24 protein-coding genes are annotated in these 23,303 nt (G+C 56.0%); 8 read left to right on the plus strand and 16 right to left on the minus strand.

Annotated elements, in window-relative coordinates:
• Positions 1–33 precede the first annotated feature (33 nt).
• Positions 34–858, minus strand: a complete 825-nt coding sequence (locus tag P8T57_RS05895; protein ID WP_341364882.1) for a hypothetical protein — start codon at positions 856–858, stop codon at positions 34–36.
• Between the two features lie 155 nt (positions 859–1,013).
• On the opposite strand from P8T57_RS05895, the gene P8T57_RS05900 reads away from it, so the two are divergent.
• On the plus strand, positions 1,014–2,495 hold the full coding sequence (locus P8T57_RS05900; RefSeq protein ID WP_037987239.1) for a M48 family metalloprotease: 1,482 nt from the start codon (positions 1,014–1,016) through the stop codon (positions 2,493–2,495).
• A 78-nt stretch (positions 2,496–2,573) separates the two neighbouring features.
• Here P8T57_RS05900 and P8T57_RS05905 read toward each other — a convergent pair whose 3' ends face one another.
• The 3 genes from P8T57_RS05905 to fdxA form a co-directional block, all read right to left on the minus strand.
• A complete protein-coding gene (locus P8T57_RS05905; protein ID WP_065701792.1) occupies positions 2,574–3,380 on the minus strand; it encodes a hypothetical protein in 807 nt (268 codons plus the stop codon).
• 92 nt (positions 3,381–3,472) lie between these two features.
• Positions 3,473–3,973, minus strand: a complete 501-nt coding sequence (locus tag P8T57_RS05910; protein ID WP_007090190.1) for a CarD family transcriptional regulator — start codon at positions 3,971–3,973, stop codon at positions 3,473–3,475.
• A gap of 297 nt (positions 3,974–4,270) precedes the next feature.
• A complete protein-coding gene (fdxA, locus tag P8T57_RS05915) occupies positions 4,271–4,606 on the minus strand; it encodes a ferredoxin FdxA (protein ID WP_007090191.1) in 336 nt (111 codons plus the stop codon).
• A gap of 373 nt (positions 4,607–4,979) precedes the next feature.
• On the opposite strand from fdxA, the gene P8T57_RS05920 reads away from it, so the two are divergent.
• The 5 genes from P8T57_RS05920 (at position 4,980) to P8T57_RS05940 (ending at position 10,509) form a co-directional block, all read left to right on the plus strand.
• Entirely contained in the window at positions 4,980–7,409 is a 2,430-nt protein-coding gene (locus tag P8T57_RS05920; RefSeq protein WP_007090192.1) for an EAL domain-containing protein, read from the plus strand.
• Between the two features lie 65 nt (positions 7,410–7,474).
• The gene (locus P8T57_RS05925; RefSeq protein ID WP_007090193.1) at positions 7,475–7,849 is read left to right on the plus strand and encodes a response regulator; all 375 of its coding nucleotides are present in this window, start codon (positions 7,475–7,477) and stop codon (positions 7,847–7,849) included.
• Positions 7,846–8,472: a hypothetical protein gene (locus P8T57_RS05930; RefSeq protein WP_007090194.1), complete on the plus strand. Its 627-nt coding sequence runs from the start codon at positions 7,846–7,848 to the stop codon at positions 8,470–8,472. The genes P8T57_RS05925 and P8T57_RS05930 overlap by 4 nt, the downstream gene beginning before the upstream one ends.
• 14 nt (positions 8,473–8,486) lie before the next feature.
• On the plus strand, positions 8,487–10,088 hold the full coding sequence (locus P8T57_RS05935; protein WP_341364883.1) for an ATP-binding protein: 1,602 nt from the start codon (positions 8,487–8,489) through the stop codon (positions 10,086–10,088).
• Between the two features lie 37 nt (positions 10,089–10,125).
• Positions 10,126–10,509, plus strand: coding sequence for a MerR family DNA-binding transcriptional regulator (locus tag P8T57_RS05940; RefSeq protein ID WP_007090196.1), 384 nt, complete (start codon positions 10,126–10,128; stop codon positions 10,507–10,509).
• A 41-nt stretch (positions 10,510–10,550) separates the two neighbouring features.
• On the opposite strand, the gene P8T57_RS05945 is transcribed toward P8T57_RS05940, so the two are convergent.
• A complete protein-coding gene (locus P8T57_RS05945) occupies positions 10,551–10,973 on the minus strand; it encodes a YbaN family protein (RefSeq protein WP_341364884.1) in 423 nt (140 codons plus the stop codon).
• Positions 10,974–11,137: 164 nt separating this feature from the next.
• Between P8T57_RS05945 and arfB the strand changes: the two genes are divergently transcribed.
• Positions 11,138–11,554, plus strand: a complete 417-nt coding sequence (arfB, locus tag P8T57_RS05950; RefSeq protein ID WP_007090198.1) for an alternative ribosome rescue aminoacyl-tRNA hydrolase ArfB — start codon at positions 11,138–11,140, stop codon at positions 11,552–11,554.
• A gap of 14 nt (positions 11,555–11,568) precedes the next feature.
• Here arfB and P8T57_RS05955 read toward each other — a convergent pair whose 3' ends face one another.
• Positions 11,569–12,162: a helix-turn-helix domain-containing protein gene (locus tag P8T57_RS05955; protein WP_341364885.1), complete on the minus strand. Its 594-nt coding sequence runs from the start codon at positions 12,160–12,162 to the stop codon at positions 11,569–11,571.
• A gap of 282 nt (positions 12,163–12,444) precedes the next feature.
• Between P8T57_RS05955 and P8T57_RS05960 the strand changes: the two genes are divergently transcribed.
• Entirely contained in the window at positions 12,445–13,227 is a 783-nt protein-coding gene (locus P8T57_RS05960) for an acyl-ACP thioesterase domain-containing protein (protein WP_341364886.1), read from the plus strand.
• A 2-nt stretch (positions 13,228–13,229) separates the two neighbouring features.
• On the opposite strand, the gene P8T57_RS05965 is transcribed toward P8T57_RS05960, so the two are convergent.
• The 10 genes from P8T57_RS05965 to P8T57_RS06010 all read right to left on the minus strand — a co-directional run bounded on the left by P8T57_RS05965 (position 13,230) and on the right by P8T57_RS06010 (position 23,297).
• Positions 13,230–13,844: a ribonuclease HII gene (locus P8T57_RS05965; protein WP_037987234.1), complete on the minus strand. Its 615-nt coding sequence runs from the start codon at positions 13,842–13,844 to the stop codon at positions 13,230–13,232.
• Positions 13,845–13,902: 58 nt separating this feature from the next.
• Complete coding sequence (locus tag P8T57_RS05970) at positions 13,903–14,418, minus strand: GNAT family N-acetyltransferase (RefSeq protein WP_065701798.1); 516 nt, start codon at positions 14,416–14,418, stop codon at positions 13,903–13,905.
• A gap of 85 nt (positions 14,419–14,503) precedes the next feature.
• On the minus strand, positions 14,504–14,908 hold the full coding sequence (locus P8T57_RS05975) for a Na+/H+ antiporter subunit G (RefSeq protein ID WP_007090203.1): 405 nt from the start codon (positions 14,906–14,908) through the stop codon (positions 14,504–14,506).
• Positions 14,909–14,919: 11 nt separating this feature from the next.
• On the minus strand, positions 14,920–15,189 hold the full coding sequence (locus P8T57_RS05980; RefSeq protein WP_007090204.1) for a K+/H+ antiporter subunit F: 270 nt from the start codon (positions 15,187–15,189) through the stop codon (positions 14,920–14,922).
• Positions 15,186–15,680, minus strand: coding sequence for a Na+/H+ antiporter subunit E (locus P8T57_RS05985; protein ID WP_223304866.1), 495 nt, complete (start codon positions 15,678–15,680; stop codon positions 15,186–15,188). The genes P8T57_RS05980 and P8T57_RS05985 overlap by 4 nt, the downstream gene beginning before the upstream one ends.
• 20 nt (positions 15,681–15,700) lie before the next feature.
• Positions 15,701–17,233, minus strand: coding sequence for a monovalent cation/H+ antiporter subunit D (locus P8T57_RS05990; RefSeq protein ID WP_063094173.1), 1,533 nt, complete (start codon positions 17,231–17,233; stop codon positions 15,701–15,703).
• Entirely contained in the window at positions 17,233–17,589 is a 357-nt protein-coding gene (locus tag P8T57_RS05995; protein ID WP_007090207.1) for a Na+/H+ antiporter subunit C, read from the minus strand. Before P8T57_RS05995 ends, P8T57_RS05990 begins: the two co-directional genes overlap by 1 nt.
• Positions 17,590–17,593: 4 nt before the next feature.
• Positions 17,594–20,464, minus strand: a complete 2,871-nt coding sequence (locus tag P8T57_RS06000; protein ID WP_341364887.1) for a monovalent cation/H+ antiporter subunit A — start codon at positions 20,462–20,464, stop codon at positions 17,594–17,596.
• Positions 20,465–20,645: 181 nt separating this feature from the next.
• Entirely contained in the window at positions 20,646–21,854 is a 1,209-nt protein-coding gene (locus tag P8T57_RS06005) for an MFS transporter (RefSeq protein WP_341364888.1), read from the minus strand.
• Positions 21,855–22,061: 207 nt separating this feature from the next.
• Positions 22,062–23,297, minus strand: coding sequence for an AMP-binding protein (locus P8T57_RS06010; protein WP_341364889.1), 1,236 nt, complete (start codon positions 23,295–23,297; stop codon positions 22,062–22,064).
• Positions 23,298–23,303: the final 6 nt, after the last annotated feature.

Below are 23,303 nucleotides of genomic sequence, written 5' to 3' on the forward strand. Positions count from 1 at the left end.
GTCCAGAGTGTAATTGGACAAGTCCAAAGCCGTTTACGGTTGACCGACAGACTGTTCCACACATAGGGACGCCGGATTGGTCAGTTCCAGGTACGGTCCGCCGCGATCTTCGATCATGCCGCGCACACGGATTTTATGGCCAATCCAGTCTTCCATATGCTGTCCGGCCGCTTTGATCGCATCGCGCAGATCGCGATCGACCATCACGGTGAAATCGTTGCGCCAGTCGGAACCAAAATTAAGGTAGCTGCGCCATTCGCGGTCTTCGATGCGTTGAAGGATGCCATCAATTACGGCAAATCTTCCAACGGCCCGCGCCGCATCGGGAAGATCACCATCAATTTCCGACGACCCGGCATAATGATAAGCCGGGCTCTGGCCCGGTGCCCAAAGCCCGATTTGCTGCGACATGGCCGCTTGCTCGGCCGCAAGTAAAGCATCAATCGGACGGCCTGTTTCGGGCAAAAGCATCACAAGCCCTGTTTCAAGCAGCTTTTCCTGCCAGAGTTTACCAAAACCATCCCGCATATCGGCCAGATGCCGCCCGGCGAAATCGGGCGTTTGATCATAGGCAACAAGATCGGTGATGGCAGAAGCCCCGTTTTGCATGGCACTTAAAGCCGCATCCTCGAATTCCGGAACAAAGGCGATATCGGCCAGCCGCCAAAGGATATCTGGCCGGGAGGTCGCAATCAGCGCATCGACGGTTTCGGGCTTTGCCAACCGGATCGGTATCGACCTGACATCACTTCCACGAGCATTGACGGAACCAAAGGACGGCCCGCACAGCCATTGATCCGCCTTTGCCGGGATGCCAAAGGCCAGAATTCCGGCAATCAGACACAAAAACAGCGACATATGGCAGATCGCCGCAAAATTTCCCGATTTTTGCGAATAGGTTTGATTGTTGCGAGATATTGATTGGCAAGCCAACACGCGCTACCACATCGTAAGGGATAAAATTGCGGTTCCGGCAAAGGATACGCATCGCGGGCACAAGAGGAAAGACTTCAATGAGCTGGCTTTTTCATCGCAAGACAAGACGATTGGCAACCGCCCTTGGCGCGCTGGGTCTGGTGGCAACCCTTGCGGGCTGTTCGACCAACCGCGCGACCGGCGAGGACAGCTTTACCGCCTTTATGTCCCCCGATCAGGAAAAACAGGTCGGCGCGGAAGAACATCCGAAAATCGTGCGCGAATTTGGCGGCGATTATGACGAGAAGAATATCGAGGCCTATGTGACCGAAATCGGCAACAAGCTGGTGGCGGTTTCCGAAGCCCCCGACGAGAAATTTACCTTCACCGTCCTTGATTCACCCGTGATCAATGCCTTTGCCTTACCGGGCGGCTATGTTTACATCACGCGCGGACTGGCTTCGCTTGCCTCGAACGAGGCGGAGCTTGCCGGGGTTCTCGCCCATGAAATCGGCCATGTCGTTGCACGCCATTCCGCCCAGCGTTACAGCCGCGGTGTCCTGACCCAGATTCTGGCCGGTGGCCTTTCGGCGGCCCTTGGCAATGGGGCCGGCGATATCGTCGGTGTCGGCGCGAACGCCTATCTGAAGTCATTTTCGCGCGAACATGAATTCGAAGCCGACATGCTGGGCGTGCGTTACATCACGCGCGCCGGATACGACCCCGAAGGCATGGCGTCGTTCCTGAAAAAACTGCGCGCCCATTCGCGCCTTCAGGCAAAACTGGCAGGCCGGTCGCCCGATGAAATCGATCAGTTTGATTTCATGGCCACCCACCCGCGCACCGTTGACCGCATCGAACAGGCCCACAAGGCCGCCAATGTTACACCGGTCGCAAATCCCGAAGTCGGCAGTGTCCGCTATATGCGCGCCATTGACGGGATTATTTACGGTGACGGCCCTGATAACGGTTATGTCCGTGGAACGTCGTTTATCCATGTGCCGCTTGATTTCCGGTTCGAGGTGCCCGACGGATTTTCGATGATAAACCAGCCCGATGCGGTGATTGCACAGGATGAGGGCGGCGCACAGATCGTGTTTGAAGGCGCACCAAAGGCCAAGGGTGTCGCGCTTGATCAATATCTGGCGCGCGGTTTTTCCAGCAAGATCGCCATCACCAATATCGAAAAAATCGATATCAACGGTCAGGAAGCCGCCACCGGATATGCCGATGTCAACCTGAATTCCGGTGGCAAGGCGCGCCTTCGGGTGGTTGTCATCCGGCACGGCGATAACGCCTATCAGTTCCTGTTCATCATGCCGCTTGATCAGGTTGATGCCTATAACGTTGCACTTCGCCGCACGACATACAGCTTCCGCCCACTGACCCGCGAAGAGCAGCAGAAATACCATCCGCTGCGCATCAAGGTGCGCGCCGTGAACCCGGAATATGATCTTTCGACCTTTGTCGGCCAGATGGCGGTATCACGTGAACCGGCCGAAACCTTTGCCGTACTGAACGGGCTTGAACCCGGGCAGCCACCGGCAACCAATTCGATGGTCAAGGTTGTCATCGACTAACCAGAACAAAGGGGCAGCAAATCCGGTTTGCTGCCCCTTTTGGTATCTAAAGCGTTTTGTGTTTAATGCCCTGAAAAATCAGCTTTCGATCTGATCGACAATCCTGCCGTCGCGCCCGATTGCAACCGCAATCAATGGGCCACCGCGCCCTGCCCCGCCGTCAATCGACAGGGTAAATTCGCGTTCCTGAAGGCCAAGATTGGCCAAGGCAGATCCGCGCACGATCCGGCGGCAATCGTAATAACGATCCGTGATGCTTTCAAACATCGACCCGCCCCACCAGAAGGTATCGGTCTGTCCGGTCAGCGGACGCGACGCATCAAGCCCGGCATGCACAAAGATCAACGAGCCATCCGTGGCATAGGCCGCGTGCTTCAGGTCCGACAAAAGCGAACTGTGACCAGGCCTGCGACGAAATGCTTCGCCAAACTGGCCGGTCCATTGCGAAATCGCATGCGCCCCCTGCCGCATCAGCGATTGGGTATGCGACGGATCAAAGCCATAGGCGCGCAGCGTCCCGGCAATACCGCGCGACAGCATCCAGTCGAATACCTCGCCCGGGTTCGGGGCAAAGTGAATCTGTTGCAGTTTGCTCAGCATTTCTTCGGTGGAACCGCGCAAAAAGGCGATATCGGCAATATCAACGCCTTCTTTCGCCAGGAAGTAACGCCGGAACAGCAGTAATTCATTGATAGCACCCGATACGGCCTCGGCCGTGCCATCGCCCCAGTAATTGCCAAGATAGATCAGGCGATCACCGGCTGTGATTTTGCCCCGAAGCTTGCCATGAACGGCTTGCAGCGCGGCAAGATCGCCATTGATCGCCCCGACGGTCCATATTTTATCCGCCGGTTTTATCGGTGCCAGAACTGCGCTCATCGCCATAACGTGCCCAAAATAAACAAAACCGGCCCAAGATTACCTTGTAGGCCGGTTTTTAAAAAGAGGTCTCTGTATAACAAAGCTGTACAGGCGTATCAGGCAGCTTTCTGCAACAGTTTTTCAAGCTTGCCCGAAGCCTTGTCCTTGTCGATCTTTTCGATCGCGGCCAGTTCATCAACAAGGCGTTCAAACGCTGCTTCGTAAATCTGGCGTTCGGAGAACGACTGTTCAGGCTGGGTGGCGGTGCGGTGCAGGTCACGAACCACTTCGGCGATCGAAACCGGGTCACCGGAATTGATCTTTGCCTCATATTCCTGCGCGCGGCGCGACCACATGGTGCGTTTGACGCGCGCACGGCCTTTAAGGGTGATAAGCGCCGAGTCCATCTGTTTTTTCGAGGACAGCTTGCGCAGCCCGGAGTTACCCACCTTGTTGACCGGCACGCGCAAGGTCATGCGGCTCGAATCAAAAGTGATGATGTAAAGGCGTAATTCCTGACCCGCGATTTCCTGGGTCTCCAGGCCATCAACACGGCCAACACCGTGTGCGGGGTAAACAACGTAATCGCCAACAGCAAAGGGCAACTTATCCGACATCAAGCTTCCTTCCGGCCCAAACAGGCCTGGTCATTCAACTGTAACACTATAGACCCAGCGACACGAAGAGCTGCACACGACGATGCTTTTGGCGAAGTCGCGGTTTTTGACAGGATATAATAGCGGAGATCCGACTGCGCGGAGCGAGCCTGCCGAGCCCTTGAACGCGAGTTGCCCACAATAACACAAAGAGCCGGCCTATCACAGATTTTTTCCGTGCGACCGGCTCAATGCAGCCATGCGCCAATAAAATCAGGGCGCAAAAACATTGGTTTTACAGGCGTTTAACGCGTTTTATCAATCACCGGTTCCCGGTGCTTCACTGAGCAATTCAGTCTTGCCCGACTTGCCATTCCATTCGTCGGCATCGGCCGGTGCATCACCCTTGCGCGTAATATTCGGCCAGACTTCCGCGAATTTGCGGTTGATCTCAAGCCAGTTATCCAGATTCGGTTCCGTATCGGGAATAATGGCCTCGGCCGGACATTCAGGTTCGCAGACACCGCAATCAATGCATTCGTCCGGGTGAATAACCAGGAAGTTTTCACCTTCATAGAAGCAATCGACGGGGCAAACCTCGACGCAGTCCTGATACTTACACTTGATGCAGTTTTCTGTCACCACATAGGTCATGGTGTAACTCCGTTCAGGTTGCGAGGCCGTGATGCGGCTGCGCCCGCGCTCGGCCTTGTTCTCTCTCGGGGCATTGGGTTATCACGCAGTGCGGTTGTGTGCAACTCCAATAAAATCCCATTTTTTTTAGTAGTATTGCCGTTTCGGTGCATTGCGATATCGCAGTTAAACAGACCGCATCGGACGTTCAAACCGGCTTTGGCGGGAAAATACATAAATCCCGGCAATTTTCCAGTATTAGAACCCGCGCAACAATTGCTTTTGCGGTGCCAAGCACATAGTCTGGACTGTGAAACATGGTCATAGAGCCATGCAGGGGTGTGGATTGGCGGAGGGTAGCCTGAAAACACAACGGCTCAGATGGCGTGACCGCTTGTCTGTCAAACAGGCACGTGCCGCTGTCGTTATCACCCTTCTGATTGGCCTGTTTTTCAGCGTCGTACAGATTGTCTGGGATCTTTATGAAGAACGCAGCCTGATTGACCGAACCGTTAATCAGGTTTTGTCGACGTTGCGCGAATCCGCAACACAGGCGGCCTATGGCCTTGACGAAACGCTTGCCGCACGCGTGGTGTCGGGCCTGTTTGAATATGAACCGGTTTACAGCGCGACGCTGCGCGACAATTTCGGAAATGTTCTGGCGCAAAAATCGCGCGCCCCGTCATCATCGGGGCGATCCGCATTTAGCGAAGTGATGTTTGGCAACAACCAGCAATATAACGTGCCGTTGCTGACCGGTGAAAGCCGTGATCTTGTCGGCCATCTGGTCGTTCGGATCGATACCGACCTGATTGCCGATGGTTTCATCAATCGCGCCACCCGCATCCTGACGTCGGGCATTTTGCGCAACTTCCTGCTGGGGCTTGCGCTGGTGGCATTCTTTTACCTGACACTCACCAAACCGCTTTTGCGCATTTCACAGGCCGTCACCGGCATTGATCCAGACAGTCCCGATGCAACGGGGCTGACCGTTCCCCGTCATCATCAACGCGATGAACTGGGCCTTTTGTCACGGTCCGTTGCCACACTGGTCGAGGGTATTGCATCAACACTTGGCAAATTGCGCCAGGCCGAACAGCAGATGCGTGATAACGAGTCCCGCCTGCGCGCGATTGTTCAGAACGTGGCCGATGGCATTCTGACCATCACGCCGAACGGCACCATTGTTGAGTTTAACAATGCATCCTATCCCCTGCTGGGCCTGAAAGAAGGTGAAACGCCAAAGGGACGGTCGCTTCTGGAATTTATCGCCCCGCGCGCCATTCCGAATTTCGAGGAAAGCCTTGCCGAGCTCTCGGGTCTGGACCTGCGTCATCATATCGCAGAGCAGCGCCTGACGCTGCCGCTGGTACGGATGGACAAGACCGAGATCGAGGTAAGCGCCGCATTTCGCCCGATCCCCGATGCGCAAACACCGCTGATTACGGTTGTTCTTCACGATATCACCGCGCGCAAACGCTATGAGGAACAACTGGTCTATATGGCCAATCACGATGCGCTGACCAACCTGCCCAATCGCAGCATGCTGGAATACAGCCTTAAATCAGCACTTGAGAATCACAAACGTGATGCCGCGAGCCCGCATGACCGGGCAACCGCGATCCTGTTTATCGATCTGGACCGGTTCAAGCTGATCAATGACAGCCTTGGTCACAATGTCGGTGATTTGCTGCTTAAGGCCGTGGCGGACCGTTTGCGCCGGGTGATCAGCCGACAGGAAATCATCGGCCGACTGGGCGGGGACGAGTTCCTGATTATCATCCCGCGCCTGCGCGAAACGCAGGATGCCGCCACACTTTCGCAGGCGGTTCTGGATGCGCTGGCCCCGGCCTTTGACATTCAGGGGCGTCACTTGTTCATCACACCGTCAATCGGCATCGCCCTTTGCCCCGCGGATGGCGATGATTTCCCGACCCTGATGCGCAATGCCGATACGGCGATGTATAGTGCAAAGGCCCGTGGCGGCGGGACCTATCACTTCTTTACCAAGACGATGAATGAAAGTGCGGTTGCGCGGCTTGCCATTGAAAATGACCTGCGCGAAGCCCTGAAAGAGGGACAGTTCGAACTTTATTACCAGCCAAAGATCGAACTGCTATCAGGCAAGCTTGCCGGGCTTGAGGCCTTGATCCGCTGGAACCAGCCGGGGCGTGGCTTTATATCACCAATGCAGTTCATCCCGGTGGCCGAGGAAACCGGACTGATTGGCAAGATCGGCGAATGGGTATTGCGCCGGGTCTGTGATCAGATCCGCGAATGGGATCTGCTGGGTCTGCCGCCGGTCAGCATTGCGGTCAATCTGTCCCCCAGACAATTGATCGAAGGCCGGATTACCGAAACGATTTCGCGCATCCTTGATGAAACCGCAACACCGGCATCACGCATCGTTCTTGAAATCACTGAAACCGTGATGATGCATGAAATCAAACGATCGGCATCAATCCTTGATGAATTGCGCAAGCTTGGCCTGCAGATCGCAATTGACGATTTCGGGACGGGTTATTCGTCGCTGGCCTATCTGAAACGATTGCCGATCAATTCGATCAAGATCGACCGGTCGTTTGTCCGCGATGTGACGACCGATCCAGACGATGCGGCGATCACCAACACGATTATCATCATGGGGCACAATCTTGGCCTGAAGGTGGTTGCAGAAGGGGTTGAAACACAGGAACAGCTTGAATTCCTTCGCGAACATGGCTGCGACGAAATCCAGGGCTTCCTGATTTCCGAACCACGCCCGGCCAATATCACAGCCAGACAGATCGAACAGCTTTCGCGCACGGTTGCGTCTATTCTATAATCGGCCCTATCCTTGCGGATGATGCCTGATACAACAAGAACACAAACCGAAAATCAGAGAAAAACATGTCCCAGAATCGATCCGTCCTGCTTGTCGATGACAGCAAATTTGCCAGACTGCTGGTAAAGGCCTTTATCACCAGCAACTATGCCGACTGGCGGGTGGACGAGGCCGAAGAAGCCGAAAAAGCCCAGGCAATGGCCGCCGAGCATGCCTATGATTACCTTTTGATCGATTTCAACATGCCGGGCATGAACGGGCTCGAATTGGGGGAAAAGCTGCGCGCGGCTTATCCCGATGCTGCAATTGCGCTTCTGACGGCCAATATACAGAAGGAAATCCAGAACAAGGCCCACGGGCTTGGCATGGACTTTCTGGCAAAACCGCCAACCGAAGAAAAGATTTGCGATTATCTGAAGGGCAAGGAAGCCGGGCGATGATCGACCTTAGCGAGCTTGAACACGACACAATAAGCGAATTGATCAATATCGGGGTCGGCCGTGCTGCCGCGTCCCTGTCGGAAATGGTTGATCAGCCGGTGGAACTGACAGTTCCGACGATCACCTTTGTCGAAAGGTTTTCCGATTCAAACCTGACATCTTCGCCCGAAGAAGTGGTTTCCGCCGTCAGCCAGTCATTCGATGGCCCGTTCAAGGGCGAGGCGATGCTGGTTTTCCCGGAAAAGCGCAGCCTTGAACTGGTGCGGCGGTTGCTTAAGGTCGATGTGCCGCTCGATACCCTGACCGATCTTGAACAGGAAGCCCTGATGGAGGTCGGCAACATCATCCTCAATGCCTGCCTTGGCAGCATTGCCAACGTGCTGGGCGAGCCGATCAATTGTTCGATGCCGACATTTCGCAAACGCGAAACCCGTGCATTGTTAAATGAAGACACCGCATTTGATGCCGCGTCTGGCAAGATGCCGGTTCTGATGATCCTGCATGTGCAATTCATGCTGCGCCAGAACGATATTGATGGCTATGTGCTGTTTGTCATGGATCTTGACTCCATCCAAACCCTGAAGGAACTGGTGCGACGCTTCCTTGAAAACGCACTTGGTTGACGGGCAGCGCCAAGATGACAAACCCTACCCCACCGATTGTCGATATCAAGGATGCCGCCGAGGCCGCCGACCTATACAGCAATCTGCTTGATACTGCCGATGTCGGATTGGTGGTGATCGGGTCGGATCATGCCATCTGTCACTGGAACCAGTGGATGCAAAGCCGGTCGGGTATTCCCGCCGATCAGGCCATTGGCAAACGGCTGAGTGCGGTTTTCACCGAAACACGTTTGGGGCGGCTCTGCCAAGCAATCAAGGATTGCTTGGAATTCGGCATGCCTGCGGTGATTTCGCCGTCGCTTAATCAAGGTGCGCTGCCGCTTCGCCCATTGCCGCAATTTGCCGCAACATTTGACCGTATGGAACAATCCATTCGCGTTCATCCGATTACGACATCGCGCGGCGAAAAGCTGTGTTCACTGACCGTACGTGATGTGACCCTTGCCGTGCAGCGTGACCGGCTTTTGCGCCAACAGGCCGCCGAACTGGCCGAACTGGTCACCCAGACCCGACGCAGCGAGGACCGCACGCGCGCGATTTTGCAAAACACCATTGATGCCATTCTGGTCGCATCTGATGACGGCAACATAGAACCGCTGAATGCCCGCGCACAGGAACTTTGCGGCCCGGAAGGCGACCCGGAACTCAGCAACATTATCCGGTTTCTGCTGCCTGATAGCGAACATACCCCACCACAACGCCCGACAGCCGACAGGTTACTGACCGATCTGGGGACCGGCGTGATCGAGGTTCTGGCATGCACCCCAAATGGCCGCAACGTGCCGCTTGAAGTTGCGATCAGTCATTTTTCGGCAGACGGACGCTATCATTACATCATCACGCTTCGCGATATTTCCCAGCGCAAACGCCATGAAATGGAAATCCAGCGCACCATGGCGGAACTGGAACGTTCCAACAGCGAACTTGAACAATTCGCCTATGCGGCGTCCCACGATTTGCAGGAACCGCTTCGCATGGTGTCAAGCTATACACAGCTGATTGCGCGGCGATACAAGGATCAGCTTGACGAAACCGCAGATGAATTCATCCATTATGCGGTTGATGGCACCCAGCGCATGCAGCGCATGATCGACGACCTTCTGACCCTGTCGCGGGTCGGACGGCATGGCAAACCGTTCAATGCGGTCCCCCTTGATAGTCTGTTTGATGCGATTGCCGCCAATTTCCGGCGCGCAGGCCTTGGCCCGGCGGGCAATATCGTGCGTGACGGGTTCCTGCCAACCGTAACCGGGGATGCCAGCCAGCTTTTGCTGCTGTTTCAGAATCTTGTTTCGAATGGCCTTAAATACAGCGACCCTGACAAGGGTGAAGTCCGGATTTATGCCACCGAAACCGATGAAAGCTGGAAGGTTTTCGTTGCCGATAACGGCATCGGGATCGAACCGCAATATCACGCGACAATCTTTGAAATCTTCAAACGCCTGCACGGTTATGGTGAATATGCCGGGACAGGGATCGGTCTTGCGATCTGCAAAAAGATCGTCGACCGGCATGGCGGAATGATTTCGGTAGAAAGTGAACCGGGCAAAGGCAGCACGTTCTGCATTGAATTGCCGAAAGAATTGCCGATTGTGATCCCGCCAGAAAGCATGTAGCTTTCGTTTACGTAAGCGTAAACCTGAACGGGATGTCATGAGCGACAATTATTCCATCACCGACCTTGCCCGCGAGTTCGACGTCACGACCCGTACCATCCGTTTTTACGAGGATCAGGAACTGATCGCCCCGGCCCGTCAGGGGCAGACCCGCATTTACAGCCATCGCGACCGGGTGCGCCTGCGCCTGATCATGCGGGGCAAGCGGCTTGGCTTTTCGCTTAAGGAAATCCGCGATCTGCTTGATCTTTATGACACCGACCGCAGCGAAATCATGCAGTTGACCATCCTTGTCGACAAGATCAATGAACGCCGCGACACGCTGCGCAAACAGCGTCAGGATATCGATGCGACACTTGATGAGCTCGATAAGCTTGAAGAAACCTGTCAGGAAGAATTGACCCGCAAATCGGGGAACTGATCTGCACTGTTGTGTGCCTTGACGTGGTCAGGGGTCAGGAATCAGGAGCCTGCACCCGGCTCCCCGCCCTGCGTCTGTACCTGTGCCATCGGCATCGATGCGGGCAGATGCGACGGGCGCGACAGGATAAAACAGCTGACCGGGATCGCGACAAGCAACTGGATCATCACCACCCAGCGGTTTTCGACAAAGATCAGGGATGCGGCAATCACCACGACAAAGGCCGACATCGCCATGATCTTGGCCCGGCGATGGATCACGCCATGTTCGTTCCAGTGCCGGATCGACGGACCAAAATGCGGATGATTGTAAATCCACGCATGCAGGCGCGGTGACCCTTTGCTAAACAGCCAGGCGGCCAGCAGCATGAAGGGGGTGGTCGGCAGAATTGGCAGAAATGCGCCAACAATTCCAAGCCCTACCGAAAGCCAGCCCAAGGCCAGATAAAGATACGATACCTGCACGTCTTATTTCCTGTTTACAGCCCTGCCCGCCCCTGACAGGGTAAGTGCCTTCAATGTAGGTGGAATGCCATTGTTTTTCAATCAACAGCACCCACCGGTTTTCGGGCTTCTGCCGTGCGGGTTCGCCGCATAACTTGCCGCCCCTATTACTTAGACGATCCGCCATGCTCGAAATCTCAAATGATCTTTATCTTGATGAACGCCATCTGCAATTCCAGTTCGTGCGCGCATCCGGACCGGGCGGCCAGAACGTCAACAAAGTATCGACCGCGGTACAGATGCGCGTGCGTATTGATGACCTGACGGAATTGCCGCAACGCGTGCGTGATCGCCTGCGTGAACTGGCTGGCAGCAGGCTGACCAATGACGGGGAAATCATCTTTGACGCGCAGCGTTATCGCACCCAGGAACGGAACAAGCAGGATGCCATCGAACGGCTTCTGGCCCTGTTGCGCAAGGCCGCCGAACGCAAGAAATTCCGCGTCAAAACCCGCCCGTCTCTATCGGCCAAACGCAAACGGGTCGACACGAAAAAGAAACGCGGCGACGTAAAGAAAATGCGCCAGCGACCGATGGATTAGGCCGCAGATACCGGTCAGGACAACGGGCATTTATGCAGCCAGTCATCCATCAGTGCCGCCATTTCCGAGTTTTCCACCCCCGCCTGTGACAGCGATTGCCAGGTCGAAAATTGCACCGAATGTCGCGCAACCGCTTGGCACATCTTGCCCTTGCGCCGTTCGGCAGGCAGGCTTGCCAGTGCATCGGCAGACAACATGTCGAGATAGGCATCAAAACCCTTCATCTGTTCATGAAGGGCTGGGACATTTTCCCGATCACGATAGCAATGATCCCACATATAAGCCGTTTCACCATAATAGTGATAAAGCATGCTCAGTATCGCGAGGCCCCAGTCAACTGGTGCCACCGACTCGCGCCATGATGCGGGATCGGGCGGCGGATTAAGGCTCCGCCAATGTGACGAGCACGCATCAAGCAATTCATTTTCTTCGGGAAAATGCCGATAGACCGTCAAACGCTGCACCCCGGCGCGGTCTGCAATCGCGCTGATGGTGGTGCGTGCCGGGCCGACTTCGCCATGCAATTTCATCGCAGCTTCGAGAATCTTGAGGCGCGTTTCGTCTTCTTTTTCTGCGCGTAATGTCTTGTTGTATTTTCGTTTTTCCATTTAATAAAACATCACTGTTCTTTTAAATTTAAACCAAAGGAACTGCGTTCTTCATTTTAAATGAACACATATGATCATTCACTTTTTGGCAGTTCCCCAAAGAGCCACAAAATACAAATGATGCAGCCCAACCCTGAATTTAACCATCATCACCAGCTTTGCCGAAATGAGCAAGATGAACCTTCGGGACATCCCGGTTCGTATTGCGGATTTCCAATCCGGATTTGCACGCAGCCAACCGGTTTTCTATAACAGTCATGGAATGACACAGGATTTGCCAACATGACAATCCAATGGGACGAAATTGCCAAGCCCGCCCTGCCCGCCAATTGCGGATGGCGCGGGAACTATCGCGTGAGGTATTCGGAAATTGGCGATAACGGCCTTGCGATGTTGCCGGCCCTCGCCGATTACATGCAAGACGCCGCTGGTTGGGGCGCACGCATCCTGAAACTCGCCTATGACGACACGGTTGATAAAGGCATGGCATGGGTGCTGGCGCGGATGGTCATTCATGTCCGACGCTATCCCGGCAATGGCGAGGAAATCATTGTCGAAACATGGCCATCGGGCGTTGCAAGGCGTGTGGCCACCCGCGATTTCCGTCTGATCGACGGCAAGGGTGATGTGATTGCAGTCGCGCAAAGTTTCTGGGTGATGTTTGACCTGCTGGAACGGCGCGCGGCAAGCTGGCCCGACTGGATCGAAGAACGGCTGCCGAAACCGCCCGGCCCGAAACTGATCGAACCACCATTCCGGCCGCCCTTCACCACCGACCCGTTACCCGAAATCGACAGCATAAAGGCCCGCCCATCCGATCTTGACCTGTATGGGCATGTCAATAATGTGCGCCTGATGCAGTGGGTGCTTGGAGCAACCGGTGCGGATGCAAAACCGGACTTCCATCCCGAAAGCATCGATATCCAGTTCCGCACCGAATGCCGGGTTCAGGAACGGGTCACGGTGCGCCAGAAGGACGGATTTGCCGCGATTACACGTGATGGCGACGGGGTTGATCTGGTCCGTGCGCACGTCGTGCCCAAAAACCGTACCGCATTAGCCTAGGATCAGGACAGAATTCCGAGCAGTTCGGCAATCGGTCTGAAACTACGGCGGTGATGCAGGGTCGGCCCGACAATGCCAAGCCCCTCCATATGCTTTTTTACGCCATATCCGGCATTGCCATCCCATCCGAAATGCGGATAGCGCGCGGCAAGGCGGGTCATGGCGCGGTCGCGTACGACCTTGGCAACGATGGATGCCGCCGCGATGGATAATGATCTGCCATCGCCCTTGATGACCGTTTCCACCGCGCACGGCAGCCCCGGATCACGATTGCCATCCACCAGCGCCTGATCGGGGCATTGCGGCAGGCGGGCTACCGCACGGCGCATGGCAACATAGGTCGCCTGAAGGATATTGATCCGGTCGATTTCACGGACTGATGCCGCGCCTATACCAACCTCGGCGCATCCCATGATCAGGTCAAACAACAGATCGCGTTTCTTGACCGACAGCTTTTTGGAATCGTTGAGTTCCCCCAGAAGGATGTCAGGCAGCCGTTCATCACGCGGCAGGATCACTGCCGCGGCAACCACCGGCCCGGCAAGCGGCCCGCGGCCGACCTCGTCGATCCCGGCGATGCGTCCGCGATATTGATCCTCGATGCTGAAATCCGGCATGTAAAACCTGTCCCTCCTGCCTTGTCCTCATAGCAAGGATGTGGGGCGGTCGACAATGTCATCTGTGATGACGTCTGGCAAAATCATCCGCCGTGATGGCATATCGCACGCCATCACTATCGGTCTTGTGATGGCGCATGCCGATCTTTCGTGCGACCGCAAGCGACCCGATATTACGTGCATCGATACAGGCAATGAAACTGTCCAGTTTCATTTTTTCAAACCCGTGCGATAACACGGCGTTGGCGGCCTCGGATGCATATCCCCGCCCCCAGAAAGCCGGTTTCAGACGCCAGCCGATTTCGATTTCGGGTCCAACGGCGTCCTCGGGGATCAGCAGAACCCAGCCAATAAAACTGTCCGGTTCCGTTTTTCGAAACAGCGACCAATATCCCAGCCCCGGCCCGTAATCCATGGTGATGCGATCATGGATAAAGGCGCGATGTTCGGTTTCATCGGCCCAAGGTCCCTGAACGAAATCGGTTACGCCGGGTTCGCGATCCATCGCAAAACAATCGTCAAGATCATCCAATGTCCGCGGGCGCAGCCATAGACGTTCGGTTTCAAGAATCATTCGGTTTTCCTGCCATTCGAGCACCGCAACAGCATAATAAAACGGCACCGCTTGAACGGTGCCGTTTTAAGGTTTGCAAACCCGGCTATTTTTCGTCGGGTTTATATTCTTCGCTGGGGTCATAGCCATCCGGGCCAACCGGATCAAAGGTCGCCCAACCTTCGTCCCGACCACTTTCCGGAAGGTCCTTATGCGGGTCAACATGACGCAGCAAATAGGCCTTGGCGATCAGGTTTGCGGTGATCGGTGCCGTCAGGAACAGGAACAGCGTGATCAGCAATTCATGAATGGTGAAATGCCCGCGTTCGATCCAGAAGAACAGCATCGAAGCAATCAGAATGGCGCCAACACCCACGGTGGTTGCCTTGGTCGGCGCATGGAGCCGCGGCAGCAATTCGCGCAGCTTGATCATCCCGAACGACCCGACCAGCAGGAAAATCCCGCCAATCACGATCAGAACAGAAATGACGATTTCAGCAATAAACGGCATCCTGTCTCTCCCTATTCGATGATGTCGCCACGCAAGACGAACTTGCAATAGGCAACGGTGGAGACAAAGCCGAACATGGCAAACAGAAGCGCGCCTTCGAAATACATCGAGGTCGCGCGGCTGATTCCGTACAGCACCAGAAGGGCAATGGCGTTGATCGCCATGGTATCAACCGCCAGAACACGATCAGCAATGGTCGGCCCCTTGGCCAAACGCCACAGATTCATCAACAGGGCCACCGCCACACAGATAAAGCCGAAATTCAGTGCATATTCGATCATTCGAAAATCTCCTTCAGACGGCCTTCGTAGCGGGTCTTGATATCATCAACCACGCCCTGCGGGTCCGGCGCATGCAGGCAATGCACCAGAAGGCTTTTGGCATCCGCACTCAGGTCGATGGTCACCGTGCCCGGCGTCATGGTGATCGTCCCGGCAAGGGTCGTGATCGCCTCGGGCGAGGTCAGATCAAGCGGCACAACCACGCTTTTGGATTCAAGGCTTTCGGTCTTGCGAAACAGGATCAGTCCGGCAACCACAACATTGGCGACCAGAATGTCCCACAACACGATCAACCCGTATTCGCAGATGGCATAGGCATTGCCGACCTTTGGGCGCGCGGGCCAGAAGTTTGACGTGATCAGCGGGATGGCAATCGCCAGGATCGCACCAAAGACCACGGCACCAGCCGATATTTCATTGACCAGCAACACCCAGACAACCAGCAGGGCCAGCGACAGCAGCGGGTGGGGAAGACAACGTTTCAACATCATCACTATCCTTTCATCACCGCTTACTGGCCAGGCTGTGTGGCGGGTATTTCACCCAGCACAGCCCGGATGTAATCCGTGGTGTCAAACAATTGCGCCGCCGTTCCCTGCAGGTAATCCGTGATCGGGGCGGCAAAGACCGTCAGCACAACCAGCGCACCAAGCATGCCGCAGGCGGCAATGATCGGAAGAACCGGCCAATTGGCGCCTTCGACCTCAATCACGCCTTCGACAGACGCGCTTTTCCAGAACAGCACACTGCCAGCCCGACCGAAACCGACAATCCCCATCAACGACGTCACAAGGATCACCGCCCAGATCCAGACGCCGAACGCGCTATCGCGTGCGGCATCAAGGATAAGAAGCTTGCCGATAAAGCCACTAAGCGGCGGCATCCCCGCCATGGCGATGGCGGCAATAAAGAACAGAACCGCCAGCAATCCGGACTGATGGAAAACTGGCGCAGTGTTCAGGCGATCGCCATACTGGCCACGGCGCGATGCCACAAGATCACCGATCAGGAACAGAGCCGCACCGGCAAAGGTCGAGTGCAGCAGGTAATAAAGACCTGCCGAAATGCTTTCGGGCGTAAACAGCGCGATGGAAATCAAAAGCGTTCCCATCGATCCGATCACGGAAAACGCGATCAGGCCATTAAGCCGCTTGGCCGCCAGAACCCCGATCATGCCAATCGCCAGTGTAACAATCGCGGCTGGCAGGATATAGGGCTGTGCGAGCCACGCCATATCACCGGCATTTTCACCAAAGCCCAGCGAATAGACGCGCAGGATCGAATAAGCCCCGACCTTCGTCATGATGGCAAACAGCGCCGCCACCGGGGCCGGTGCGTTTGCATAGGTGCCCGGTAGCCAGAAATGAACCGGCACAAGGGCCGCCTTCACACAGAACACCAAAAGCAGGATCAACGCCCCGGCACGCAGCAGCGCGGCATCACCAGCCGCCACCAGCGGCACCTGAACGGCAAGATCGGCCATGTTCAGCGTACCGGTAACGGCGTAGATCATGCCGACCCCGACCAGGAACAGCGACGACCCCGTCAGGTTGATGACGATATATTGCATGCCCGCCTTAAGGCGTTCCGCCCCGGCCCCATGCAGCATCAGACCATAGGATGCGATCAGCAGGACTTCGAAGAAGACAAACAGGTTGAACACATCCCCCGTCAGGAAGGCACCATTGACCCCCATCAGCTGGAACTGGAACAGGGCATGGAAATGCTGGCCGCGCTTGTCCCATTCGCTCGATGCAAACAGGATGACGCCAAGACCAAGGATCGATGTCAGAAAGATCATCATCGCCGACAGACGATCCAATACGATCACGATCCCGAACGGTGCCGGCCAATCGCCAAGCGCGTACATTTCCGGGTTGTTGTTATTGGCAAAAATCACCAGCGACAGGGTGACCGCCACAAGGGCGACGGTCGCGGTGATCGAGAATATGCGCTGCAAGACAATGTCGTGACGCACCGCCAGAACAATCAGGGCGGCCATCACGGCAGGCAGCAAAATGGGAACGACAATCCAGTGACCCATCAGTTTTTATCTCCTGCTTCGGATGGTGCGCCTTCCGGGCGACCGTCAACATGGTCATTACCGATTTCAAGATAGGCCCGGATTGACAGCACAACGATCAGTGCGGTCATCCCGAACGAAATCACGATCGCTGTCAGGACAAGCGCCTGGGGCAGCGGATCGGTATATTCGGTAACACCATCACGCAGGATGGGCGGCATATCGATGGTCAGGCGTCCCATGGCGAACAGGAAGACGTTCACCGCATAGGACAACATCGCCAAACCGATCACCACCGGGAAAGTACGACCACGCAGCAACATATATGTGCCGCACATGGTCAGAAGCCCGATACTGCTTGCTACAAGAAACTCCATGATATCAGGCCTCTTTCTCAGCTGTCGCGACCTTCGCGGTCGCGACGGACGGATCATGGTCCATCGGTTCCGGATTGATGTCGACATGTTCGGCCATGCGTTCCACCTGCGACAGTTTGGCAAGTGCAAGGGTAACCGCCCCCACCACCGTCAGGAACACGCCAAGATCAAAGCCCATGGCAGATGCCAGCTCAAATTCGCCGACAATCGGCAGATGAACATGGACAAAACCACTGGTCAGGAACGGCAGCCCCGCCACCCAGGCCGAAAGCCCCGTAATGGCGGCGGCAATCACGCCAAGCCCGATCATGCCATGGTAATTGGCCTTCATGCGATTCTGGGTCCAGCCAAAGCCCGACGCCATATATTGCATGACCAAGGCAACCGAAACGACCAGACCGGCAATAAAGCCACCACCTGGCTCGTTATGACCGCGCAGGAAGATGTAAACCCCCACCAGCAGCGACAGCGGCAGCATCACGCGCGTTGCAATGACCATCATCATCGGATGACGGTCTGCCGACCGGCGATTATCGACCACCCAGCTTGCAAGGCGTTTGGCGGCCTCGCCCTGGGTGACGGTTTCAATCAGGGCAAAGATCGACAACGCGGCAATGCCAAGAACAATGATCTCGCCAAAGGTATCAAAACCACGGAAGTCAACGAGGATCACGTTGACCACGTTGGTGCCACCACCTTCGGTTTTCGAATTGGCCAGATGAAACGCCGAAATCGAATTGGGCAGTTCACGGGTCATGATCGCCCAGACAGCCCCACCCATGCCAAGACCGGCCGCGATTGAAATCACCCAGTCGCGGAATTTGCGCCCCGGCTGGCTTTCTTTCGGGGTTTCCTTTGGCAGGATGTTAAGCGCCAGCAACATCAGGATGACCGTTACCACCTCGACCGAGATTTGGGTCAGGGCAAGGTCAGGTGCCGACAGATAGATGAAGCCAAGCGAGACAATCAAACCGATGACCCCCACCAGAAGAAGGGTCAGAAGCCGGTTATGATGCATCGCGACCGCCGCGATACAGGTCCCGACCAGAAGCACCCAGCCAATGGCGGCAGGTGGCGAAACGGCCAGAAGTTCGCGCGTACCAGCGGTGTGATCGGGTTCGGCATAGAAACCCGAAAGCCCGATGGCTATGGCGGCAAAGATCATGATCGCCAGATAACGTTGCAGCGATCCGTTCTGAAGATTGTCGGAAATCACGCGACTAAGCGCCACGACCTTGACGATCAGACAATCAAACATTGCCTTTGCATCCGGCCGCGACAGGTTGGAGGTTACCGACATCAGGCCGCCATGACGCAGAAGAATAAGCGCACCGGCAATCAGGGCAATCACGCTCATGCCAAGTGCCGGGGTCAGGCCGTGCCAAAGTGCCAGATGATATTCCGGAAGGTTCCCCCCCGTGACCGCATTGGCCGTGGCCGCAACCAGCGGTCCGGCAATGGCCGCCGGGAACAGACCGATCAGAACCACCAGAACCGTCAGAAACGCGGGCGGTGCCCACATGCCAAACGGCGGGTCATGGGGATGATGGGGCAGTTCGTCACGGGTTTTGCCAAACCAGACATGGAAGATAAAGCGCAACGAATAGGCGACCGAGAACACCGCACCAATCGTTGCCAGCAACGGCACAAGCCAGTTCTGATCGAACCAGACGGTGTGCCATGCTTCTTCCAGCATCATTTCCTTGGACAGGAACCCGTTCAGCGGAATGATCCCGGCCATCGATGCTGCCGAAATGATCCCGATGGTCCCGGCAATCGGCATCAGGTTCAGCAACCCGCCCAGACGGCGGATATCGCGCGTTCCGGTCTCATGGTCAATGATCCCGGCGGTCATGAACAGGGCCGCCTTGAAGGTTGCATGGTTGATGATATGAAACACGCCCGCAACGGCGGCCATCGGCGTCCCGAAACCAAACAGCATGGTCACAAGACCAAGGTGGCTGACGGTGGAGTAAGCCAGAAGTCCCTTGAGGTCATGTTTGAAGATCGCAATCCAGGCGCCCAGCACCATGGTCACAAGGCCCGCACTCGCCACGATATAGAACCATTCCTCCGTTCCCGAAAGAACCGGCCACATGCGCGCCATCAGGAAGATACCCGCCTTGACCATGGTCGCCGAATGCAGATAGGCCGAAACCGGGGTCGGTGCGGCCATGGCATGCGGCAGCCAGAAATGGAACGGGAACTGTGCCGATTTGGTAAAGCAGCCCAGCAGGATCAGAACAAGGGCTGGCACATAAAGCGGGGACGCCTGGATCAGGTCGGCATTTTGCAGGATCACCGTCAGATCATAGGACCCGACGATATTTCCAAGGATCAGCATCCCGGCAATCATCGCAAGTCCGCCTGCCCCGGTCACGGTCAGCGCCATACGCGCGCCCTGACGACCTTCGGGCAGATGCTTCCAGTAACCGATCAGAAGGAAGGATGACAGCGACGTCAGTTCCCAGAAAATCAGCAGAAGCAGGATGTTGTCGGACAGAACAATACCGACCATCGCGCCCTGGAACAGCAGCAGGAACACATAAAACCGCCCCATCGGATCGTCTTTCGACAGATAGAACCGGGCGTAAATGATGATCAGCAAACCAATCCCGAGGATCAGGGTCGCAAACAGCAAACCCAGACCATCAAGAAAGAAGGTCACGTTCAATCCAAGATCGGTCAGCCAGTCATAGCGGACCTGAAACACTTCGCCGCCAATGACGGCGGGTGCCTTGGCGATAAGCAGGATCAAGGCAAGCAGCGTGACCGAGCCGGTAGCTGTGGCGCACGCATTGCGCCCGGCCCTGATCATGACGGCGGGTAACACCGCCCCAAGGAAGGGAAGCAAAACAATGAGGGTGAGACTCATGAAAGACCCTTATTTTTGGAAAACGCCGCAGCGCCCCCAATTTGCGCAACAGCAAGAAAATTCTGGCAGAAAGTAATATTTGTACTGAAAATGGTCAAGAAAACCCAACCGGCGCAGTTTTTTACCTTCCGGTTGTCAAGTGAAGCGGATCACCGCCCATTTTCATTGTTTCAGTTCAAAATTATCGCCGCCCCCCTGCCAGACGGATCGCTTCGGGCATGTTGCGCAACCGGCCCATGGCAATAAAACCCAGTAACGGCCCCACCGCCAGCATGGCAAACGCCCCCCACCAGCCAGATGCGTCGGCAATCACCGGCACCAGATGGATGGATCCCAGTGCAATGATAAAGCCGATGGCATTTTGCAGGGTCAACGCTGTTCCGACCTGATGGGGATCGGCCAGCTCGATCACGCAGGATGAAAATTGCGCAGAATCGGCAATCACCGAAATGCCCCAGACGATACAGACAACAATCAGGATCGGGATCGACGTATCGCCTAGCGCACCGGCAACAAGTGCGCAGATGCCACTGATGGCCATCGCCGCCATGGTCACCGTCGTCCGGCCGATCCGGTCGGCCAGCAAACCGCCCGCAAGGCTTCCGAATGCGCCGATCCCCACAATGGCAAAGGTCAAAAGTGCTGCCCAGATACCCGGATTATCAAGTTCACGCCCGGAAAGGGCCCCATACAGGAACAACCCGATCCAGCCCCACATGGCATAAAGTTCCCACATATGCCCGAAATAGCCATAGCACGCATGACGCAATGGTTTGTTCGCCCAGATGTGCCCGACCATACGCGGATCAAAGCGCGGGGATTTTCCCGGTGTCCCGCCCAGTTTGACAAACAGGATCGCCACACCCGCGATATAGGCCGAAATACTTGCCGCCACGATCACCATCCGCCAATCGAGCGGCACCGCCACCGCAAACAGATGCGGCAGGGCCGACCCCATGGTCAATGCCCCAACCAGCAAGCCGACCAGAAACCCGGTATCACCGCGAGACCAGGTCGCGACCATTTTCATGCCAATGGGGTAAATCCCTGCCATGCAGATACCGGTAATCAGGCGAAGCCCGATCACAACAACCCCGTCGACGGGCACGGCAAGGATCAGGATATTGGCCGTCGCGGCAATGAATGCCGATGCCGCCCAGAAATGCCGTGCCTCGACCCGGTCGGCCAGACCGAAAAAGGCGCTGATCAAAGTCCCCAGAACAAAGCCCAGCAAGACCGAACTGGTAAACAGGGATGATTGAATGGCACCAAGGTCAAACTCGGCGCGCAATTGCGGCAATACCGCCGTTGCCGAAAACCACAGCGAAAGCGCCATCAACTGGCAAATCGTAATCATGCCAACGGCAAATGGCTTGCCTGCCTGCGCCATGCTTTCCCCTGTAATCATTCAAATTTATGCACCATCATACATTCCCGAAGGGCGATGAACAGTGGCCCCATGCACAAAACAAAAAAATGCCGCCCGAACCAAGCCGGACGGCATCAAGTTTCCCGAGCGGGAATGAAAAATATCGATGCCCTCGTGACGGGCCCGGTCCCGTGACGGGGCAGCGTCAAAAAGGGTTCTGGCGGTTGCTCAGGAATAGTCGCGCTGGTCGTCGATCACCTTGCCATCATTGGGCAGGCTGCCCGGTGTTGCAATTTCGACCTTGCCGCGCAGCTTGCAGATCGCATGCAGGCTATCCATCACCGCATCGGCACTGAACCCGGCGGCATCGGTTTCACAGGCCAGCGTCATGACATCGACATCATTTTCACGGGTCACGATCAGGCGCGCCTTGCCGATATCAGCATGTCGTTTGACGACCTCGGCAATCTGATGGGGATGAACAAACATGCCCTTGACCTTGGTCGTCTGATCGGCACGCCCCATCCAGCCTTTGATACGCATATTGGTGCGCCCGCACGGGCTTGGTCCGCGTGCAATCGCCGAAAGATCACCGGTGGCAAACCGGATCAGCGGATAATCCATATTAAGGGTGGTGACGACAACCTCGCCCACCTCGCCCTCGGCCACCGGGTCACCGGTGCCGGGACGCACGATTTCAAGGATGATGTCCTCGGCAACGATCATGCCGCTTTTGGCATCGCTTTCATAGGCAATCAGCCCCAGATCGGCACTGGCGTAACATTGCAGCATGGCAACACCGCGTTCCGAAAACCAGTCGCGCAATGACGGTGGCAATGCTTCGCCCGAAACAAGCGCACGGGTGATCGATGATACATCCCCGCCCAGTTCATCGGCCTTTTCCATCAGGATTTTCAGGAACGACGGCGTCCCGGAATAACCGGTCGGCTTCAGGTCGCTGATCGCCTTGATCTGGGCTTCGGTCTGGCCAACACCGGCCGGGATCACCGCACAGCCACACGCACGTGCGCCGCTGTCAAAAATGAAGCCCCCCGGCGTCAGATGATAGGACAGGCAGTTATGGATGATATCGCCCGGCCGAAACCCGGCGGCAAAAAACGCGCGCCCCATCCGCCACCAGTCATCCCCCTTGCCTTCGGGATCATAAATCGGCCCCGGACTTTGGAAAATACGGCCAAGGGCCGGAACCGGTGTTGCATTCAACCCGGCAAAGGGCGGGTTTTCCGCCTGCATGGTGATCAGATCGGATTTGCGCGTCACCGGAAGTTTGGCCAAAGCGTCCCGACTATTGACCGTCTGCGGATCAACCCCTTCAAGGATACGGCCAAAGCCCGCTGCCTTGCTTTTTGCGTGATGAACAACCCGCGGCAATGCCGCCATCAATCCGGTTTCACGGTCTTTGGGGCTGCGGGTTTCACTGGCGTCAAAAAAGGTATTGAGCATGATGGC

It is taken from the genome of Thalassospira sp. SN3W (assembly GCF_038070535.1).
GTDB classification, from domain to species: domain Bacteria; phylum Pseudomonadota; class Alphaproteobacteria; order Rhodospirillales; family Thalassospiraceae; genus Thalassospira; species Thalassospira xiamenensis.

Bases quoted from the DNA above. Each gene is read 5' to 3' on its own strand.
- P8T57_RS05925 (WP_007090193.1), top strand. From the start codon at position 7,475: ATGTCCCAGAATCGATCCGTCCTGCTTGTCGATGACAGCAAATTTGCC.
- P8T57_RS05930 (WP_007090194.1), top strand. From the start codon at position 7,846: ATGATCGACCTTAGCGAGCTTGAACACGACACAATAAGCGAATTGATC.
- P8T57_RS05980 (WP_007090204.1), bottom strand. From the start codon at position 15,189: ATGATCGAATATGCACTGAATTTCGGCTTTATCTGTGTGGCGGTGGCC.
- P8T57_RS05995 (WP_007090207.1), bottom strand. From the start codon at position 17,589: ATGGAGTTTCTTGTAGCAAGCAGTATCGGGCTTCTGACCATGTGCGGC.
- P8T57_RS05960 (WP_341364886.1), top strand. From the start codon at position 12,445: ATGACAATCCAATGGGACGAAATTGCCAAGCCCGCCCTGCCCGCCAAT.
- P8T57_RS05970 (WP_065701798.1), bottom strand. From the start codon at position 14,418: ATGATTCTTGAAACCGAACGTCTATGGCTGCGCCCGCGGACATTGGAT.
- P8T57_RS05965 (WP_037987234.1), bottom strand. From the start codon at position 13,844: ATGCCGGATTTCAGCATCGAGGATCAATATCGCGGACGCATCGCCGGG.
- P8T57_RS05910 (WP_007090190.1), bottom strand. From the start codon at position 3,973: ATGTCGGATAAGTTGCCCTTTGCTGTTGGCGATTACGTTGTTTACCCC.
- fdxA (WP_007090191.1), bottom strand. From the start codon at position 4,606: ATGACCTATGTGGTGACAGAAAACTGCATCAAGTGTAAGTATCAGGAC.
- P8T57_RS05935 (WP_341364883.1), top strand. From the start codon at position 8,487: ATGACAAACCCTACCCCACCGATTGTCGATATCAAGGATGCCGCCGAG.
- P8T57_RS05975 (WP_007090203.1), bottom strand. From the start codon at position 14,908: ATGCCGTTTATTGCTGAAATCGTCATTTCTGTTCTGATCGTGATTGGC.
- P8T57_RS05895 (WP_341364882.1), bottom strand. From the start codon at position 858: ATGTCGCTGTTTTTGTGTCTGATTGCCGGAATTCTGGCCTTTGGCATC.
- P8T57_RS06000 (WP_341364887.1), bottom strand. From the start codon at position 20,464: ATGAGTCTCACCCTCATTGTTTTGCTTCCCTTCCTTGGGGCGGTGTTA.
- P8T57_RS06010 (WP_341364889.1), bottom strand. From the start codon at position 23,297: ATGCTCAATACCTTTTTTGACGCCAGTGAAACCCGCAGCCCCAAAGAC.
- P8T57_RS05900 (WP_037987239.1), top strand. From the start codon at position 1,014: ATGAGCTGGCTTTTTCATCGCAAGACAAGACGATTGGCAACCGCCCTT.
- arfB (WP_007090198.1), top strand. From the start codon at position 11,138: ATGCTCGAAATCTCAAATGATCTTTATCTTGATGAACGCCATCTGCAA.
- P8T57_RS05940 (WP_007090196.1), top strand. From the start codon at position 10,126: ATGAGCGACAATTATTCCATCACCGACCTTGCCCGCGAGTTCGACGTC.
- P8T57_RS06005 (WP_341364888.1), bottom strand. From the start codon at position 21,854: ATGGCGCAGGCAGGCAAGCCATTTGCCGTTGGCATGATTACGATTTGC.
- P8T57_RS05990 (WP_063094173.1), bottom strand. From the start codon at position 17,233: ATGGGTCACTGGATTGTCGTTCCCATTTTGCTGCCTGCCGTGATGGCC.
- P8T57_RS05905 (WP_065701792.1), bottom strand. From the start codon at position 3,380: ATGGCGATGAGCGCAGTTCTGGCACCGATAAAACCGGCGGATAAAATA.
- P8T57_RS05955 (WP_341364885.1), bottom strand. From the start codon at position 12,162: ATGGAAAAACGAAAATACAACAAGACATTACGCGCAGAAAAAGAAGAC.
- P8T57_RS05985 (WP_223304866.1), bottom strand. From the start codon at position 15,680: ATGATGTTGAAACGTTGTCTTCCCCACCCGCTGCTGTCGCTGGCCCTG.